Annotated in this window: 17 protein-coding genes; 8 read left to right on the top strand and 9 right to left on the bottom strand. The window is 71.5% G+C overall.

What is annotated here, in order from left to right; translation table 11 throughout:
- Positions 1-73 precede the first annotated feature (73 nt).
- A complete protein-coding gene (locus HNR12_RS05990; protein WP_179766563.1) occupies positions 74-829 on the top strand; it encodes a rhomboid family intramembrane serine protease in 756 nt (251 codons plus the stop codon).
- 32 nt (positions 830-861) lie between these two features.
- Positions 862-1,140: an Lrp/AsnC family transcriptional regulator gene (locus tag HNR12_RS05995; protein WP_179766564.1), complete on the top strand. Its 279-nt coding sequence runs from the start codon at positions 862-864 to the stop codon at positions 1,138-1,140.
- Positions 1,141-1,230: 90 nt separating this feature from the next.
- Here the strand turns inward: HNR12_RS05995 and HNR12_RS06000 are convergent, their stop codons facing one another.
- The 3 genes from HNR12_RS06000 to HNR12_RS06010 form a co-directional block, all read right to left on the bottom strand.
- Positions 1,231-1,440: a hypothetical protein gene (locus tag HNR12_RS06000; protein ID WP_179766565.1), complete on the bottom strand. Its 210-nt coding sequence runs from the start codon at positions 1,438-1,440 to the stop codon at positions 1,231-1,233.
- Positions 1,441-1,673: 233 nt separating this feature from the next.
- Positions 1,674-2,750 (bottom strand): anthranilate phosphoribosyltransferase, encoded by a 1,077-nt coding sequence (gene trpD / locus HNR12_RS06005; protein ID WP_372451054.1) that lies wholly within the window; start codon positions 2,748-2,750, stop codon positions 1,674-1,676.
- A gap of 509 nt (positions 2,751-3,259) precedes the next feature.
- Positions 3,260-3,700 (bottom strand): hypothetical protein, encoded by a 441-nt coding sequence (locus HNR12_RS06010; RefSeq protein WP_179766567.1) that lies wholly within the window; start codon positions 3,698-3,700, stop codon positions 3,260-3,262.
- 472 nt (positions 3,701-4,172) lie between these two features.
- On the opposite strand from HNR12_RS06010, the gene ctaE reads away from it, so the two are divergent.
- The 4 genes from ctaE to qcrB are packed head-to-tail and all read left to right on the top strand — an operon-like array spanning position 4,173 to position 8,552.
- Complete coding sequence (gene ctaE / locus HNR12_RS06015; RefSeq protein WP_179766568.1) at positions 4,173-4,799, top strand: aa3-type cytochrome oxidase subunit III; 627 nt, start codon at positions 4,173-4,175, stop codon at positions 4,797-4,799.
- 17 nt (positions 4,800-4,816) lie between these two features.
- Positions 4,817-5,752, top strand: a complete 936-nt coding sequence (gene qcrC / locus HNR12_RS06020; protein WP_179766569.1) for a cytochrome bc1 complex diheme cytochrome c subunit — start codon at positions 4,817-4,819, stop codon at positions 5,750-5,752.
- Positions 5,745-6,878, top strand: coding sequence for a cytochrome bc1 complex Rieske iron-sulfur subunit (gene qcrA / locus HNR12_RS06025; protein ID WP_179766570.1), 1,134 nt, complete (start codon positions 5,745-5,747; stop codon positions 6,876-6,878). Before qcrC ends, qcrA begins: the two co-directional genes overlap by 8 nt.
- 3 nt (positions 6,879-6,881) lie before the next feature.
- A complete protein-coding gene (gene qcrB, locus HNR12_RS06030; protein WP_179766571.1) occupies positions 6,882-8,552 on the top strand; it encodes a cytochrome bc1 complex cytochrome b subunit in 1,671 nt (556 codons plus the stop codon).
- Between the two features lie 571 nt (positions 8,553-9,123).
- Here the strand turns inward: qcrB and HNR12_RS06035 are convergent.
- The 4 genes from HNR12_RS06035 to ctaC all read right to left on the bottom strand — a co-directional run bounded on the left by HNR12_RS06035 (position 9,124) and on the right by ctaC (position 13,861).
- On the bottom strand, positions 9,124-10,458 hold the full coding sequence (locus tag HNR12_RS06035) for a L,D-transpeptidase (RefSeq protein ID WP_179766572.1): 1,335 nt from the start codon (positions 10,456-10,458) through the stop codon (positions 9,124-9,126).
- Positions 10,459-10,747: 289 nt separating this feature from the next.
- Positions 10,748-11,173 carry a cytochrome c oxidase subunit 4 gene (locus HNR12_RS06040; protein WP_179766573.1) on the bottom strand — a complete coding sequence of 142 codons (426 nt, stop codon included), beginning with the start codon at positions 11,171-11,173 and terminating at the stop codon, positions 10,748-10,750.
- 16 nt (positions 11,174-11,189) lie between these two features.
- The gene (gene ctaD, locus HNR12_RS06045) at positions 11,190-12,866 is read right to left on the bottom strand and encodes an aa3-type cytochrome oxidase subunit I (RefSeq protein WP_179766574.1); all 1,677 of its coding nucleotides are present in this window, start codon (positions 12,864-12,866) and stop codon (positions 11,190-11,192) included.
- Complete coding sequence (gene ctaC, locus HNR12_RS06050; protein WP_443729151.1) at positions 12,866-13,861, bottom strand: aa3-type cytochrome oxidase subunit II; 996 nt, start codon at positions 13,859-13,861, stop codon at positions 12,866-12,868. The genes ctaD and ctaC overlap by 1 nt, the downstream gene beginning before the upstream one ends.
- Before the next feature lie 405 nt (positions 13,862-14,266).
- Here ctaC and HNR12_RS06055 point away from each other — a divergent pair, with 405 nt between their 5' ends.
- Positions 14,267-14,503 (top strand): sulfurtransferase TusA family protein, encoded by a 237-nt coding sequence (locus HNR12_RS06055; protein ID WP_179766575.1) that lies wholly within the window; start codon positions 14,267-14,269, stop codon positions 14,501-14,503.
- Between the two features lie 91 nt (positions 14,504-14,594).
- Here HNR12_RS06055 and rpsD read toward each other — a convergent pair whose 3' ends face one another.
- Complete coding sequence (gene rpsD, locus HNR12_RS06060) at positions 14,595-15,206, bottom strand: 30S ribosomal protein S4 (RefSeq protein WP_179766576.1); 612 nt, start codon at positions 15,204-15,206, stop codon at positions 14,595-14,597.
- 149 nt (positions 15,207-15,355) lie between these two features.
- On the opposite strand from rpsD, the gene HNR12_RS06065 reads away from it, so the two are divergent.
- Positions 15,356-16,132, top strand: a complete 777-nt coding sequence (locus HNR12_RS06065) for a DUF2470 domain-containing protein (RefSeq protein WP_179766577.1) — start codon at positions 15,356-15,358, stop codon at positions 16,130-16,132.
- 148 nt (positions 16,133-16,280) lie between these two features.
- Here HNR12_RS06065 and HNR12_RS06070 read toward each other — a convergent pair whose 3' ends face one another.
- Complete coding sequence (locus HNR12_RS06070) at positions 16,281-17,255, bottom strand: PfkB family carbohydrate kinase (protein ID WP_179766578.1); 975 nt, start codon at positions 17,253-17,255, stop codon at positions 16,281-16,283.
- Positions 17,256-17,405 lie beyond the last annotated feature (150 nt).

The raw sequence follows: 17,405 nt of genomic DNA on the forward strand, positions 1-17,405 counted from the left end.
GGCCGCGGGGCGGGCACCGCCCGGCGGGCACCGGCGCCGCCGACCAGCCGGAGTCCTCGCGCTAGGAGTGCAGATGGCGGGCGTCCCGCTCAGTGACGACTACCCGGTGCGGCGCGTGCCCACGGTCACCTACCTGCTCATCGCCGCCAACGTCGCCGTCTACCTGCTCTCGCCGCTGTCGATGGTCGCCTTCTGGTACGGCGGGATCGACCGCATCTGCGACGCCCAGCGCTACCACTTCCAGTGGGGCGCGGTGCCGGCGGAGCTGCTCACCGGGCGCCGGATCGCCATGCCCGGGCCCTGCCCCGGCGGCGACTACACCAAGGTCCCGTGGGTCTCGGCGCTCACCTCGATGTTCCTGCACGGCGGCGCGGCCCACCTGATCGGCAACATGGTCTACCTGTTCGTGTTCGGCCCGGTCGTGGAGGACCGCCTGGGCCGGCTGCGCTACCTGGGCCTGTACCTGGTCAGCGGGCTGGTGGCCACCTACGGGTTCGCGCTGACCGAGGCGGGCTCGGAGATCCCGCTGGTGGGCGCCTCGGGCGCGATCTCGGGGGTGCTGGGCGCCTACCTGCTCGTGCAGCACCGCAGCCGGGTGATCACCCTGGTCTTCCTGGTGATCCCGGTTCGCCTGCCCGGCTGGGCGCTCGTCGGCACCTACTTCGTGCTCCAGTATTTTCTCTACATCAGCCTGTCGCTGTACCCGGGCGAGGACTCCAGCGTGGCCTACGCCGCGCACGTCTACGGCTTCATCGCCGGCGCCGTGGGGGCCCTGCTGATGCACCGCGTCCGCTGGCGCTCGGGCACCCGCCCGTCCGACGTCTACTGATGTCCCGCACGCACCACCATGGAGGAACCCTCGTGATCACCGCGATCGTCATGATCAAGGCCGACGTCGGCCGCATCCCGGAGGTAGCCGAGGCCATCGCCGAGATCGAGGGCGTCAGCGAGGTCTACTCGGTCACCGGCGGCGTCGACCTGATCGCGATGGTGCGCGTCCGCCGCCACGAGGACCTCGCCGAGGTGATCCCCGGGCGCGTCAACAAGATCCCCGGCGTGCTGTCGTCGGACACCCACATCGCCTTCCACGCCTACTCCAGCCACGACCTGGAGGCCGCGTTCTCCCTGGGCATGGAGTAGCGCCGGGGCGCGCCGCGCGGGGGCCCGCGCGCCGGGCCCCGGTCCGGCCGGAGCCCGGCGCGCGGGCCGGCCGACCGGGGGGGCGGCGGCCTACTCCGAGGGCTCGGGAAGGCCGGGGCACTCCACGGTCGGGTTGACGCCGATGTAGTTGAGCGGGCCCACGCCGATGGTGACCAGAGTGCTGCCGATGTCGGCGCAGTTCTGGTCGCTGTCGCTGAAGTAGCCGCGCTGGACGGCGGCGAGGAGCCCGATCAGTAGCCAGATCACCAGGATCGTCGGAAGGACGACTCTGCCGCGCACTGCTGCCTCCGGGGGGAGAAGGGTCGCTGGGGTCGCTGGGTCGGTGTGCCCATGGCCTACCCCCCACCGGCGCGATGTCACGCGCCGCCGCCCGCCGCCGAGCGTGCGCGCGCCCTGCGACCTGCGGGTTCGCCACCGGCGAGGGGGCCGCGAACAGCGGACCGCGCCGGGCGCGTGCCGCCCGGCGCGGTCGCGGCCGCGTGCCCCGGCCCCTCGCTGTGCTCCGGTCCTCGCTAGCCCTCGCCGTGCTGCTTGGCGTAGGACTGGCTGACCTCGACCCAGCGGTCCAGCAGGGCCGCCGCGCGGCCGTCGGCCAGGGCGGCCTCGGCCCGCTCCAGGCCCGCGCGCAGGGACTCCACGGCCGGGCGGCGGCCGAAGTCGGGCAGGGTGGTCGCCAGCGCCGCCGCCGCGTTGAGCAGCACGGCCCCGCGCACCGCGCCCTCGGTCGAGGGGGCGCCGGCGAGCAGGTCGCGCACCACGCGGGCGTTGTACTCGACGTCACCGCCGCGCAGCGCCTCCGGCGTGGAGCGCTCGATCCCCAGGTCCGCGGGGTCGACGACCTCATGGCGGACCCCGCCGCCCGACACCACCCACACCCGCGAGGTGGTCGTGGTGGTCAGCTCGTCCAGGCCGTCGTCGCCCCGGAAGACCAGGGCGGAGGTGCCGCGCCGGGCGAACACCCCGGCGATGGCCTCGCACATCCCGGCGTCGAAGACCCCCACCGCCGCGGCCTGGGTGCGCGCCGGGTTGGTCAGCGGTCCCAGGAAGTTGAACACCGTGGGCACCGCGAGTTCGCGCCGCGTCTTGGCGGTGTGCCGCAGCGCCGGGTGGAACAGCGGGGCGAAGCAGAAGGTGATGCCGGCCTCGTCGGCAACGCGGGCGGTGTACTCCGGCGGCAGGTCGATGACCACGCCCAGGCGCTCCAGCACGTCGGCGGTGCCGCACGAGGACGACGCCGCGCGGTTGCCGTGCTTGACGACCTTCAGCCCGGCCGCCGCCGCCACAACGGCCGCCATCGTGGAGATGTTGACGGTGTGCGCGCGGTCGCCGCCGGTGCCGACGATGTCGGCCGTCTGTCCCGGCACGGTGATCCGCACGGCGTTGTCGAGCATGCCCTCGGCCAGGCCGGCGACCTCCTCCGCGGAGGCGCCCTTGGCGCGCAGCGCGACGGCGAAGCCGGCGATCTGCACGTCGGTGGCCGAACCGGACATGATCTCGTTCATGGCCCAGTTGGTGTCCTCGGCCGAGAGGGCCCGGCCCTCCAGCAGGACGGTGATCAGTTCTGACCAGGTGCGTTCGGTGGCGCTCACGGCGGTGCTACTCCTCGTTCGGGGGATCGGCGGCGGACGGATCGGGCGACGGCGGACGCGGGTCAGCGCCATCGCGCGATGTCGGCCCCGTGGTGGGCCGCACCGCCGAAGTACCGGGGCGTACGGCCACCGCGCGCCGCGGCGGCCGGCTGCTGCACCATCGAAAGGTCTCCCGCTCGACGCGTCGGAGTTCTCGGGCCCCGGACACCGGCCCCGGCGCCGCCGGGCGGCACGAGGGGTGGGAGGAGAAGCGGTGTCCGTTAGCGGGAGACTACCCGAGCGCGCGGCCCGGCGGGCTGCCGACCGCCGCGTCGCCGGGCGCCCGCGCCGCTCGGGCGGCCCGCCGCGCGCGCCCGGGCAGGGCTGCCGTCCGGGCCGCCGTCCGCGCAGGTCGGTCCGTCACCATGCGGAGTTTCGGGCCACCCGGTGCCCCGGCCTGCCGGGGCGGGGCGGGCCGCCGCGCGGGCCCGCCCGGCGCCGGTGGCCGCCGCGCCCGGCGGGCGCCGGCCTCAGCCGAGGGCGGGGGTCTCGGCCAGGCGGTCGCGCATGAGTTCGGCCAGGGACTCCGCCAGGGCGACCGGGTCGATGGGGTGGCTCACCACCTTGTCGGCGCGCGACCACGTGGCCAGCCAGCCGTCGTCACGGCGGCCGATCAGCAGCAGCACGGGCGGGCAGCGGTAGATCTCGTCCTTCACCTGGCGGCACAGGCCCATGCCGCCCACGGGCGCGGACTCGCCGTCGAAGATCGCGACGTCGATGCCGCCCTCCTCCAGCCGCGCCAGCACGCCCGGACCGGTGGCGCACTCCACGAACTCCACCTTGGGGACGTCGGCGGCGGGGCGGCGGCCCACGGCCAGTCGGACCTTCTCGCGGGTGCCGGGCTTGTCGCTGTAGAGGAGGACGCGCATGCGGGGGGCGCGCTCCGCGGAGTCGGAGGCGTTGGGCGCCATGGTCAACCGTCACCATCCCTGTACGTCTCGGCCGCGCCGGAGCGGGGCGGGCGCGGGCCGCCCGTCCAGGCGAGCCTATGCCCTGCGGCCGTCGAGTTGAGACCTTCGCCACCCCAGCATGCCACCGGCGCCACACCCGGGGCCATCCGCGGTGCCCGAGCCGCGCGCCGCGGGGGCGCGCGGCGCCCCCGCGCCCCGCCCCGGCCGCCCCGGGTGCGCGGCCACCCGGGCTCCGGCGCCCGCCCGAACCCCGGTTACGCCGCGCACTCAGACGATCGCGCAGCGGTCACTGACTCCCGGCGGCGGAGGCGCTATCCTCGGTGCAGCGGACGCGCCGCGGTCGACGACCCCCGCGCAGCCGGTCGGCGGACCGGGCCCCGGCAGTTACGGGCCCATACCGTTGTCACGGCAGATCGGGCGCCTTTCGGGGGGTCGTGCACCAACCCCCGCAGGATGCCGTAATAATGCTCCCGTGGCGACAGCAACCGCGAATCAACCGACAGGACCGACACCAGTGCATGGTGCGGCCAAGCGACCTGACCTGGTGAGCGTTGGCACCATTGTGTGGTTGGCCAACGAGCTCATGTTCTTCGCAGCGCTGTTCGCGATGTACTACACCATCCGATCGGTGACCAAGGGCAACCCCGAGCTTGGCGAGTGGCCGGACACTCACCTCAACGTGCCGTGGGCCCTCGGTATCACCATCATCCTGGTGGCCTCCAGCTTCACCGCTCAGGCAGGCGTTTGGGCCGCCGAGCGCGGTGATGTCCGGAAGCTCCGTATGTGGTTCTTCATCTCGTTCCTCATGGGCCTGGTCTTCGTACTCGGCCAGGCATACGAGTACTACGAACTCATCGTCCACGAGGGCCTGACCCTGCAGTCCAGCGCCTACGGCTCGATGTTCTACCTCACCACGGGTTTCCACGGTCTCCACGTCATCGGTGGTCTGATCGCGTTCCTGATCATGCTGGGACGCACGTACGCCGCGAAGCGCTTCACCCACCAGCAGGCGACCAGCGCGATCGTTGTGTCCTATTACTGGCACTTCGTCGACGTGGTCTGGATCGCTTTGTTCGCAACCATCTACTTCCTTCAGTGACCCGAAACGGGGAAACCGTGAAATGGATTACCGCGCGGCGACGGCATCCCCTTGCGGGGTACGCCGTCGTCATACTCGCGCTCACGCTCTTCGGTGCGGGCTACGCGTTCATCGCTCCCAGCGCTGACCGCGCTGAGGCGCAGACTCTGGCCGCCGACGCCGCGGCGGGCGCCGAGCAGCCCGACGCGACCGACGTGGCCGAGGGCCGCGAGATCTACGTCAAGAGCTGCGCGAGCTGCCACGGCATGGACGGCCGCGGCGGCGAGGGCTACACCGGCCCCGACATCACCGGGGAGGGCGGCGCCGCCGTCGACTTCCAGGTCAGCACCGGGCGCATGCCCTCGATGAACCCCAACGCGCAGATGCCCCGCAAGCCGCCGGCGTTCTCCCAGGAGGAGATCGACGACCTCGTGGCCTACTACGAGGCCGAGATCGGCGACGCGGACGCTCCGCGGGTTCCCGCGGCCGACGTGCCCGCCAGCGCCCCGCAGCGCTCGGACTTCGAGGACGAGGCCGCCTACGAGGAGGCCCGCGCCGACTGGGAGGCCGACTACGAGGAGTACCTGGCCGGGGCCAGCGACACCGAGGTCGGCATGCGGCTCTACCTCGCCAACTGCGCGCACTGCCACAGTTGGTCGGGCGAGGGCGGCGCGCTGACCGACGGCCGGTGGGCGCCCGAGATCCACGAGTCGTCCCCCCGCCAGATCTACGAGGCCATGCTGACCGGCCCGGGCCAGATGCCCGTCTTCAACGACGCCTCCATCACGCCCGACGAGAAGCAGGAACTCATCGCCTATGTGAAGAACCTGCAGGCCGAGCCGAACGCCGGCGGGATCTTCGACCTCAACCGAGTGGGCCAGGTGGCCGAGGGCCTCATCGGCTGGACCGTGGGGCTCAGCCTGATCGTGGCCTGCGCCGTCTGGATCACCGCGAAGCAGCGAGCCCATGACTGACAACAACCGCAACCACGACAGCGAGACGGGCGCCGAGGGACCCGACCGGGTTCTGGGCACCCCCACCTCCGCCGAGGGCGGGCGCGTGGTCACCCGCACGGCCGACCCGCACGAGGACCACGAGGGGCCCTACCCCGCCGAGGAGACCCACGTCCGCCCCGAGGCGATGCAGCGCAGGGGCGAGCGCGTCGCCGCCCTGTGGTTCACCGTCGCCTTCCTCGCGGGCGTGGGCTTCATCGTGGCGTACTTCCTGTTCCCGAACCCCCCAGAGGGCGAGCCCGCCATCGGCGACCCGCAGGTCGGCCAGTGGGCCAACATGGCGCTGGGCGGCACGCTCGCGCTGGCCCTCTTCGGGATCGGCGCGGGGATGACCGTCTGGGCGCGCCAGGTGATGCCGCACTACGAGGTGTCCTCGCCCTACGACGAACTGCCCTCCTCCCCCAAGGAGAAGAGCAGCTTCAGCGACTTCTTCATGCGCAGCGCCGACGAAAGCGGGTTCACCAAGCGCCCGCTGATGCGGCGCACCCTGCTCCTGGCCATGGCCCCGCTGGGCCTGGCGCCGATCGTGCTGCTGCGCGACACCGGCCCGCTGCCCGGCGACACCCTCAAGCACACGCTGTGGGAACCGGGCATGCACATGGTCGTCGAGGGCGCGCACCGCACGGGCGACAACCACTGGATCCACCAGGACGACCTGGAGCCCGGCAGCATGATCAGCGCGCTGCCCTACGTCGAGCCCACCGAGGAGCACCCGCACGGGCTGAGCCTGAACGACCAGGCCAAGACCGTCATCCTGCTCATCCGGATGCCCGACGGCGAGTTCGGCCCCGACATGACCCGTGAGCAGCTCAACTGGACGCACAACGGGATCGTGGCCTACTCCAAGATCTGCACCCACGTCGGGTGCCCGGCCGCGCTGTACGAGAAGGGGTCCCACCGGATCCTGTGCCCGTGCCACCAGTCGACGTTCGACGCCGCCAACGGCGCCAAGGTCGTGTTCGGGCCGGCCAACCGGCCGCTTCCGCAGCTGCCGATTACAGTGGACGACGAAGGCTACCTGGTAGCGGACGGCGACTTCTCCGAGGCGGTCGGGCCGACCTTCTGGGACGCGCAGAGGGGGAACTAGCCCATGAGCAGGACAACCAAGGCGCCCAAGCTGCTGCGCGGCGCCGGAAACTACATCGACGACCGGTTCCACCTGGCCAAGAGCGGCGAGAAGCAGCTCCGCAAGGTCTTCCCGAACCACTGGTCGTTCATGCTGGGCGAGATCGCCCTGTACTCGTTCATCATCCTGCTCGTCACGGGCGTGTTCCTCACCCTGTGGTTCAAGCCGAGCATGGCGGAGATCGTCTACGACGGCTCCTATGAGCGGATGCACGGCGTCGTGATGAGCGAGGCCTACGCCTCCACGCTCTACATCGACTTCGACGTCCGCGGCGGGTTCCTGGTCCGCCAGATCCACCACTGGGCCGCGCTGATCTTCCTCGGCTCGATGCTGATCCACATGCTGCGGGTGTTCTTCACCGGCGCGTTCCGCAAGCCGCGCGAGATCAACTGGCTGATCGGCATCGCGATCTTCGGTCTGGCCATGCTGGAGGGCCTGTTCGGGTACTCGCTGCCCGACGACCTGCCCTCGGGCATGGGCGTGCGCATCCTCCAGGGCGTCATGCTGGCGTTCCCGATCGTGGGCACGTACCTGTCGATGTTCCTGTTCGGCGGGGAGTTCCCCGGCCAGGACATCATCCCGCGCCTGTACGTCTTCCACGTGCTGCTGATCCCGGCCATCCTGCTGGCGCTGATCGGTGCCCACTTCATGATCCTGTGGCACCAGAAGCACACGCAGTACCCGGGCAAGGGCCACACCGAGAAGAAGGTCGTCGGCGTCCCCATGCTGCCGGGCTTCGCGGTGAAGGCGGGCGGGTTCTTCTTCTTCGTCTTCGCCGTCACGGTGGGCCTGAGCGCCTTCGTCCAGATCAACCCGATCCACCTGTTCGGCCCGTTCACCCCGACCTCCATCACCTCCGGGCTCCAGCCCGACTGGTACATGGGCTTCATGGAGGGGTCGCTGCGGATCTTCCCGAACTGGTTCGACATCGACTTCGCCGGCTACTCCATCCCGACCGGTGTGCTCGTGCCGGGCCTGGTGATCCCGGGGATCCTCTTCGGCGGCATGGCCCTGTGGCCGTTCGTCGAGGCGTGGATCAGCGGCGACCGCCGCCACCACAACGTGGCCGACCGTCCGCGCAACGCCCCGGTGCGCACCGGTGTGGGCGTGGCCGGCATCGTGTTCTACGGGCTGCTGTGGCTGGCCGGGTCCAACGACATCATCTCCGAGACGTTCCAGGTGTCGCTGTACGGCACCACCTGGTTCTTCCGGATCGGGGTGATCGTCGGGCCGATCATCGGGTTCATGGTCGCCAAGCGGATCTGCCTGGGCCTCCAGCGCCGCGACCGCGAGCAGCTGGAGCACGGCTACGAGAGCGGCACCATCCAGCAGCTGCCCAGCGGCGAGTTCATCGAGGTCCACAAGGAGTCCACGGACGAGACCGTGCACGTGCTGCAGAGCAAGACCCCGGTCTCGCGGATCGACGTGGAGTCCCACGACGACAACGGCGTCGAGGCGCCGGCGTCGCGCGGCATGATGGGCCGCCTGCGCACGCGGCTGGCGGACTGGTACACGCGCGACAACGTCCCGTTCGAGGACGTCCAGCCGCACACCGGCCACCACCTGCACCACGGCGCCCACTACGACGAGTCGGCCGACGCGGACACCAAGCAGGAGGCCACCAGCGGCGCCTAGCCGTCCCGGTGACCTGAGCGGCGAAGGGCCCGGCACCCCGGAAGCGGGGGCCGGGCCCTTCGGCGTGTCCGGGGTAGGGACGCGGGCGGGGCGCGCGGCGGCCCGCGACCCGGGGGCGCCGGGGCGGAGGCGGCGCTCAGCCGCACGAGGACGGCCCCGCCCTCGCGGGGCGAGCCCGAACCCGCCCCAAGATCGCCGGCGGCCGCAGCGGCGACTGGAGCGCCCGGCGGCGGTGTCCCCGGCCACCGCCGAGCCCTCCGGTGAGCGTGCGCCCCTCCCCCTCCCCCGGCCGCCCGCGCCGCTTGCGCCCGGCGGGCGCGGCACCGCCGGAACGCGGGAGCGCCGGCCGGGGCCATGCCCGCCGCCGGCCCCCGGACACCCGTGCCGCCCGCCGCCCGGCGCCCCGCCCCCGGCCCACCGGGCGGCGGTGGCTTTAGGCCGCCGCCCGGCGCCTGCGGGCGCCTCGGGCCCGCGAACGCGGACGGGGCCGCGGAGCACGTGCTCCGCGGCCCCGTGGCCGGTGTGGCGCCTTCCGGCCGGCCCTGACCGGGCGGCCCCTGGCGGAGAAGCCCTAGTCGGCCTGCTCCTGCTCGCCGTGGACGTCGCCCGGCGTGCCCTTGCCGTCGGTGGTGTCGGGCTCGCCGGTGGCGCTGTTGGCCAGCCAGTCCTCCCAGGAGCGCTGCCAGTAGCCCCAGCCGTTGTCGACCTCGAGCTGGCGGTCGGTGCCCGTCACGATGAACGGGTCGCCCATCAGCGACTCCTCGTAGAACCACTTGGCGTCGGCCGTGCTCATGTTGGTGCAGCCGTGGCTGGCGTTGGCCTCGCCGAGCTGGCCGTTCCACGGGGCGGCGTGGGTGAACTCTCCGCTGTTGGAGAAGCGGACCGCGTAGTTCACGTCCAGCTTGTAGCCCTCGGGGCTGTCGACCGGGATGCCCATGGTCGAGGAGTCCATGACCAGGTGCTCGTACTTCTCCATGGTCAGGTGGATGCCGCTGGTGGTGGTGTACTGCCGGGTGTCGCCGCGGCCGTTGCTGATCGGGAACGTCTTCACGGTCTCGCCGTCGCGCTCCACGGTCATGGTGTGGGCGTCGTCGTCGACCGTGGTGATCTGCTCGCGGCCCACCTCGAAGTTGATCTGGTGGTTCTCGATGCCGTAGACGCCCTCGGCGGCCTCGACGCCCGCCAGGTGCAGGTCGACCGTGACCGACTGGTTGGGCTCCCAGTACTCCTCGGGCCGGAAGACCGCCATCTGGTCGCCGAACCAGTTCCAGGCGCCCTGCACCGGCTGCTCGGAGGTGACCTCCATGGAGTTCTCGACCTGCTCCTTGTTCTCCACCGGCAGGTCGAAGTTGATGATGACGGGCATGCCCACGCCGACCGTCTGGCCGCTGGTGGGGAAGTTCGACTGCAGCTCCAGCCGCTTGCCCTCGACCGCCTCCAGCGTGCTGAACTGGCTGACGACCTCGGCCTCCTCGCCGTCGCTGTTCTCGGCGGTGGCGGTGACGGTGACCTCGGCGCCCGGGGTGAGGTTCCAGTCGCTGACCCAGGTGGTCTTGTCCTCGTTGAAGGTGCCGGTCATGGCGCCGAGGGCGGCCCCGCCCGAAGGGCCGGCCGAGGGGGACTCGGCCGGGGCGTTCTGGGCGTCGGCGGCGCCGCCGGTCTGCTCCACCCGGACGTCGGTGATGGTGGCGTCGGCGGCCTCGACGGTGATGGGGGAGTTCGGGGCGACCTCGGTGGCGCCGTCCTCGGGGCTGATGGTGACCTCGACCGCCGGTCCGCCGCCCTCTCCCCCGGTGGACTCCGCGCCGCTGTCGGCTCCCGTGCAGCCGGCGGCCAGGACGAGCAGCAGCCCGGCCAAGCCGGCGCCCGCGCCTCGAACCGCCGTTGGGAATGCGCTGCCCTTCACCGTGCGACCTCCAGTGTCCGGATTGCCCGCGATTTACCGCGTCTCTACCCAGTATGGACGCACCGCGAGGCGGAGAAGTTTGAGACCTGTGGGATGAATTGGGGCGGCCGGGGCCCCAGGCCCGGAATGCCGTACCCCGAACGGGTATCGGCCGCCCAAAAGAGAATACCCCGGCGGATGGTCGATCTCGTCGGAAATCGCCGTCCGCCGGGGTGCTCGGGGCCACTGCGGACCCCCGGGGCGGCGCGGGCCCGGGCCCGCGCCGCCCTGTGCGGCTCGCGCTGTCGGGCTAGTGCTGGAACTCGCCGCGGTAGTACTCGAAGACCCAGCCGATGGCGGTCAGGATCACCGCGAACGCGCCGATGAAGACCATCCACCAGCCGATCGTGACGCCCACGGCCATGAACGCCACCGACAGGGCCACGAACAGCGGCCACCAGCTGTGCGGGCTGAAGAACCCGTACTCGCCGGAGTTCTCGGCGATCTCGCCGTCCAGCCGCTCCTCGGGCGGCAGCCCGTGGTAGCGCTCGCTGCGCCGGGCCGACTGCCACAGCCAGAACCCGACCATCCAGCCGAAGCCGATGGAGACCACCAGGGCGACGGTCCCGGTCCACTCCACGTAGCCCTCGGCCATCCACGACCAGTAGGCGTAGACGGCCGCGACCAGCCCGAAGAAGGTCGAGACGCCCATGAACAGGTATGCCTGCATCTTCATGTCAGTACTCGCTTTGCTACTTCAGGCCCGCGGAGGCCGGCGCGGCCGATCCGGGTGCGGCGGCGTGCGGGTGGTGCAGGTCGAACGCCGGACGCTCGGAGCGGATGCGCGGCAGCGACGTGAAGTTGTGCCGCGGCGGCGGGCAGGAGGTCGCCCACTCCAGCGAGCAGCCGTACTCCCACGGGTCGTCCACGGTCACCTTGGGCGCGTTGCGGGCGGTGACCCACATGTTCCAGAAGAAGATCAGCGTGGAGGCGCCCAGCACGAACGAGGCGATGGAGGACACCATGTTGAGCTCGGTGAACCCGTCGCTGGGCAGGTAGTCGGCGTAGCGGCGCGGGAAGCCCTCGGCGCCCAGCCAGTGCTGGACCAGGAAGGTCCCGTGGAACCCGAAGAACAGGAACCAGAAGTGCCACTTGCCCAGGGCCTCGTTGAGCATCTTGCCGGTGAACTTGGGCCACCAGTAGTAGAAGCCCGCGAACATCGCGAACACCACGGTGCCGAACACCACGTAGTGGAAGTGGGCCACCACGAAGTAGGAGTCGGTCACGTGGAAGTCCAGCGGCGGGGAGGCCAGGATGACACCGGTCAGGCCGCCGAACAGGAACGTCACCAGGAACCCGATGGTGAACAGCATCGGCGTGGCGAACACGAGCTGGCCGCGCCACATGGTGCCGATCCAGTTGAAGAACTTCACCCCGGTGGGCACCGCGATGAGGAACGTCATGAACGAGAAGAACGGCAGCAGCACCGCGCCGGTGGGGAACATGTGGTGCGCCCACACCGTCACCGACAGGCCGGCGATGGCGATGGTCGCGCCCACCAGGCTCTTGTAGCCGAAGATCGGCTTGCGGCTGAACACCGGAAGGATCTCGGTCGCGATGCCGAAGAACGGCAGCGCGATGATGTAGACCTCCGGGTGGCCGAAGAACCAGAACAGGTGCTGCCACAGGATGGCGCCGCCGTGCTCGGCGTCGTAGACGTGCGTACCGATCATCCGGTCGGCGCCCAGCGCGATCAGGGCCGCGGTCAGGACCGGGAAGGCGATGAGCACCAGCACGCTGGTCAGCATCGCGTTCCAGGTGAAGATCGGCATGCGGAACATCGTCATGCCCGGCGCGCGCATGCACAGGCCGGTGGTGATGAAGTTGACCGCACCCAGGATCGTGCCCAGACCGCTGACGGCCAGGCCCATGATCCACAGGTCGCCGCCCAGGCCGGGCGAGCGCACGGCGTCCGACAGCGGGGTGTAGGCGAACCAGCCGAAGCTGGCCGCGCCGCCGGGGGTGAGGAACCCGCCCACGGCGATGAGGCTGCCGAACAGGTACAGGTAGTAGCCGAACAGGTTGATGCGGGGGAACGCCACGTCGGGCGCGCCGATCTGCAGCGGCATGATGATGTTGGCGAACCCGACGAACAGCGGGGTCGCGAACATCAGCAGCATGATCGTGCCGTGCATCGTGAACAGCTGGTTGAACTGCTCGTTGGTCACGACCTGCAGGCCGGGCCACAGCAGCTCGGCGCGCATGACCAGCGCGAGGATGCCGCCGAAGATGAAGAAGAGGAACGAGGTGATCAGGTACATGTACCCGATGACCTTGTGGTCGGTCGACGTCAGCCAGCTGACGATGATGGAGCCCTTGCGGGTGGGGGCGGGGGCCGCCTCCGCGCGTGGCTGTGTTGCGGTCGCCATTACTGGCCTGCCTCCTCCTCGGCCGACGCCGAAGGCTCGGGCGTCTCGGTGGACTCGTCGCGGGCCACGTCGTCGCCCGACCCCTCCTGGTCCCCGGTGCCGGGGCCCTCGATGGCGGTGCCGGTGTCCTCGCCGCGCGGCTCCAGCTCCTCGCCGGACTCCAGCTGCTGCTGCTCGTCGGCGGCGGCCTGGCGCTGCTCCTCGACCCAGCGGTCGTAGTCGTCGGGCTCCATGACCTCGACGGTGAACAGCATGCGGGAGTGGTCGACACCGCACAGCTCGGCGCAGCGGCCGGCGTAGGTGCCCGCGGTGCCCTCCTGGACCTTGACCTGGAACTCGTTGTCCTGGCCGGGGATGATGTCCATCTTGAAGGCGAAGGCCGGGATCCAGAAGGAGTGGATCACGTCGGGCGAGGTGAGGTCGAAGTGCACGACGTCGCCCTCGCGCAGCACCAGCGTGGGCTGGTGCTGGGGGGTGCCCGCGACCGAGAACTCGGTCTGGGGCTCGGTGCCCTGCTCCTCGGCGTCGACACGCGACTGGTCGAGGTAGTTGAACTGCCAGCTCCACTGGAAGCCGACGACCTCGATGTTGGTGTCGGCCGGCTCCTCGGTGTCGAGCAGGACCGTCTGGTCGCGCGCGGTGAAGTAGAACAGGACCGCGATGATGACGATCGGCAGGACGGTGTACAGGGCCTCGATGGGCATGTTGTAGCGCACCTGCGGCGGAAGCTGCTCGGAGCGCTTGCGGTGGAAGATGACCGTCCAGACGATCAGTCCCCACACCAGGATGCCGACCGCGAACGCCGCCACCCACGAGCCCTGCCAGAGCGTGAGGACACGCTGGCCCTGTTCGGTGATCGGCTCCGGCACGCCCAAACGAGTGAACTCGTTCGACGCGCAGCCGGTCGCGGCCAGGCCCAGCGCGGCGAGCGCGGCGCCGCGTGGTGCCCATCGGCGCAGCGCGGGGCGCCGATTCCTATGGCGGGTCGGACTCACGGATTGCCTTCCCAGCGGTGATGCCCGCGGTCGTCGCGCGGGCGGTGGTATTCCAAAGCTTTTCGGGGGAAACACTAGCGCGATCAGCCCGCAGGGCAGTCCAGGGGCATGCCTGACCAGCGTGTTGACCGGGGTGCCCGGCGGGCTTCCGGCCGGACACGCGCTGGGGCCTCCGTACCGCGCCCGGGGCGCGGTGCGGACGCCTGCGGCGATCCGGGGCGGATCGGCGTGTTCGCCCGGCCCGCCGGCGGGGTCGCCTCCGGCTGCCTCGGGTGCCGGCGCGGCCCTCGCAAGCGGGCTAAGGCGAGAGTACCGCTGGTTTCACGCGTCCCTTAACCGGGTGCCACTTAGCCGGCGACTTGGGTAAAGAATGGGATACGAGCAGGCGTCGAGGGGAGAGCGCAGGTGTCGGACCAGCCGTTGGTGACCGTGGAGGCGATCGGCCGCAAGTGCCCGATCCCCATCATCATGCTGGCCGGGCGGATCCGGGAGGTGCCCATCGGCTCGGTCATCGCCGTCACGGCCGACGACCCCGCCGCGCGGACGGACATCCCCTCGTGGTGCCGGATGAAGATGCAGGAGTTCGTGGCCGAGGTCCCGCTGAGCCGGGGCAGCGCGTTCCACATCCGCCGCATGTACTAGCCCGCCCGGGCCGCGCGCGGGCGGGCCCGCGGAGCACAGCGGGCCGTGCGCCCCCGAGGGGTCGCACGGCCCGCGCGCGTGTCAGCGGGGACTAGCGCGCGTAGTACTCCACGACGAGCTGCTCGTCGAAGGGCACCGGCACCTGCTCGCGCTTGGGGCGGTCGACGACCGCGACGCGCAGGTCCTTGTGGCTGACGGCGAGGTAGCCGGCGATCTTGTCGTCGGCGTGCACGCCCTCGGCGGCCTCCACGAACGGCACCATCTGCCGGGACTTCTCCCGGACGGCGATGACCTGACCCGGCTTCACCAGGTAGGAGGGGATGTCGACCTTCTTGCCGTCCACGGTGATGTGGCCGTGGTTGATGTACTGGCGGGCCGCGTAGATCGACGGCGCCAGGCCGGCGCGCAGCACGACCGAGACGAGCCGCAGCTCCAGCTCGGCGATCAGCTCCTCACCGGTACGGCCGGGCCGCTTCTTGGCGTTCTCGTAGGCGCGGGCCAGCTGCTTCTCGGAAAGGTCGTAGTACCAGCGCAGGCGCTGCTTCTCGGCCTGGCGCACCGCGTAGTCGCTGCTGGAGCGCCGAACTCGGCGGCCGTGCTCACCCGGGGGGTAGGGCCGCTTCTCGAAGTAGCTGACCGCCTTACGGGTCAGCGGGATACCCGCGCGCCGGGACAACCGCACCTTAGGTCCGGTGTAGCGCATTAACGTCCTCCGTCTATGTGTCTCTTGCGAAAACGGGAATCCTAGGTAAGGCTTGCCTAAGTCTAGGAGGTGTCATGCGACAGCCCTGCCCGTCCGCGATCGAACGGGTCCGTTCCCTTGCCGCCACGGCGACCCCCACCATGGCGACGTTGGCTGACTATCCCGACACGCGTTTCAGCGTGCGCGGGGCGGTCGATCACGCCGGCCGCGTGCTCCTGTGGGTCGCGGCCGACCACCCGTTGCGCGAGGCGCTGCGGGAGGGGCGGCAGGGTGACACCGGACCGATGGTCGGGGTCGAACTGTCCGCGCTGCGGCGTGTGGGTCGCACCCCTACTGTACGCGCTCGGCTGTGGTGCCAGGGCAGGGCGGGTGCGGTGCCGGCCCGCGAGCGGCGCGGGGCGGCCCTGGCGGTGTGGGAGCGCGACCCCGACGAGGAGCTGCTGGCGGCGCTGGGCCCCTCCCCCGCCGGTCCCGCTCCGCTGCTGGTCAGGGTGGCTCCGGCGACCGTGCTCTACCACACCTACGACGCCATGGGCGTGGTCGAGGGGCCGGCCTACCTGGCCGCGCGGGCCGATCCGCTGGTCGGCCCGGCCGAGGACATCCTGGCCCGGGTCAACGACCGCTACCGCGACGAACTGGCCGCCGCCGCGGCCGCCCTGCCGGGTGCGCCGCGCGGCGCGGCGTGGCTGTGGGAGCTGGACTCCCGCGGTGCCACCGTGTGGGTGAACCCGGTCTCGGGCGCCGACCCGGTGCTGGTGCGGGTGCCCTGGAGCGCGCCGGCGAGCGCGCCCTGCCAGCTGGAGCGGGCGGTGTTCGACTTCCTGGCCGGCGGCGGCGAGCGCGCGGCGGCGGCCCCGGCCGAGGCGGCCGCGCCCGCGGAGCCTCCTGCGGCGCGGCGCGGCTGCCGCCGGCGCCCGCGCGGCTGAGCGGGGGCAGGCGGGTTCGGGAGAACGCGGGCGGACGGCGGCGCGGGGGTCGGGGGCGTTCGGGGCCGGGAGTCCCGCCCGCCGAGGCCGGAGCGCGCACGCCGAAGGGCCCCCGCGTCGGCGGAGGCCCCGGGTCGGGCCGGTGCGGCTAGGCCAGGTGCGGCTTGATCGCCCGCGCGCTGTCCTCGCCGTAGGAGGCGGTGATCTTGTCGAGCAGGCTCGCGGGGGTCAGCTCGTACTCCTGGGGGCCGTTGACCTCCAGGCAGTGCACGGCGACGGCGTTGCCGACCTGGGCGGCGTGCTCCAGGGACAGGCCCCACGAGACCCCCGCCAGGAAGCCCGCGCGGAAGGCGTCGCCGACACCGGTGGGGTCGACCTTCTCGGTGACCACGGCGGCGGGCACGGCGATCGAGGGCTCACCGCGCCGGTCGATCCGCACGCCCTTGGCGCCCAGCGTGGTGACGCGGATCCGCACCCGGGAGAGGATGTCGTCGTCGCTCCAGCCGGTCTTCTGCTCGCAGAGCGCCTTCTCGTACTCGTTGGTGAAGAGGTAGTCGGCGCCCTCGATCAGCCGGCGGACGTCGGGGCCCTCCATGAACGCCAGCTGCTGGGAGGGGTCGGCTGCGAACGCGATGTCGCGGTCGCGGCACTCGTCGCTGTGCCGGATCATGGCGCCGGGGTCGTTGGCGCTGACCAGCACGAGGTCGAACCCGCCGGCGCGCTCGGCCAGGGGCTGCAGCTCGATGTTGCGCGCCTCGGCCATGGCCCCGGCGTAGAACGACGCGATCTGGTTGTGGTCGCGGTCGGTGGTGCAGACGAACCGCGCCGTGTGCCGCAGTTCGGAGATGTGCACGCCGGAGGTGTCGACCCCGTGGCGGTCCAGCCAGGCGCGGTACTCGTCGAAGTCGGTGCCGGCGGCCCCGACCAGGTGGGGGCGCAGGCCCAGCGCGCCCATGGCGAAGCAGATGTTGGGGCCGCACCCGCCGCGGCGGATCTCCAGCTCGTCCACCAGGAACGACAGCGACACCTGTTCGAGCTGATCGGCGATGAGTTGTTCGGAGAAGCGTCCCTCGAAGGTCATCAGATGGTCGGAGGCAATCGATCCGGTAACCGCGATGCGCACTGCGGAGGGCTCCTTGGGTCGGGAGACGGGACGGGGCTTAAGCCTACAGAGCCGCCCCCGCGGCGTCTGCGGGCCCCGCGCGCGGCGGGGCGCGCACGCGAAAGGGTCCGCGCGCCCCGCGGGCGCGCGGACCCGTGCCGCATCGAGGGC

This window comes from Streptomonospora nanhaiensis, assembly GCF_013410565.1.
Classification (GTDB): Bacteria; Actinomycetota; Actinomycetes; order Streptosporangiales; family Streptosporangiaceae; genus Streptomonospora; species Streptomonospora nanhaiensis.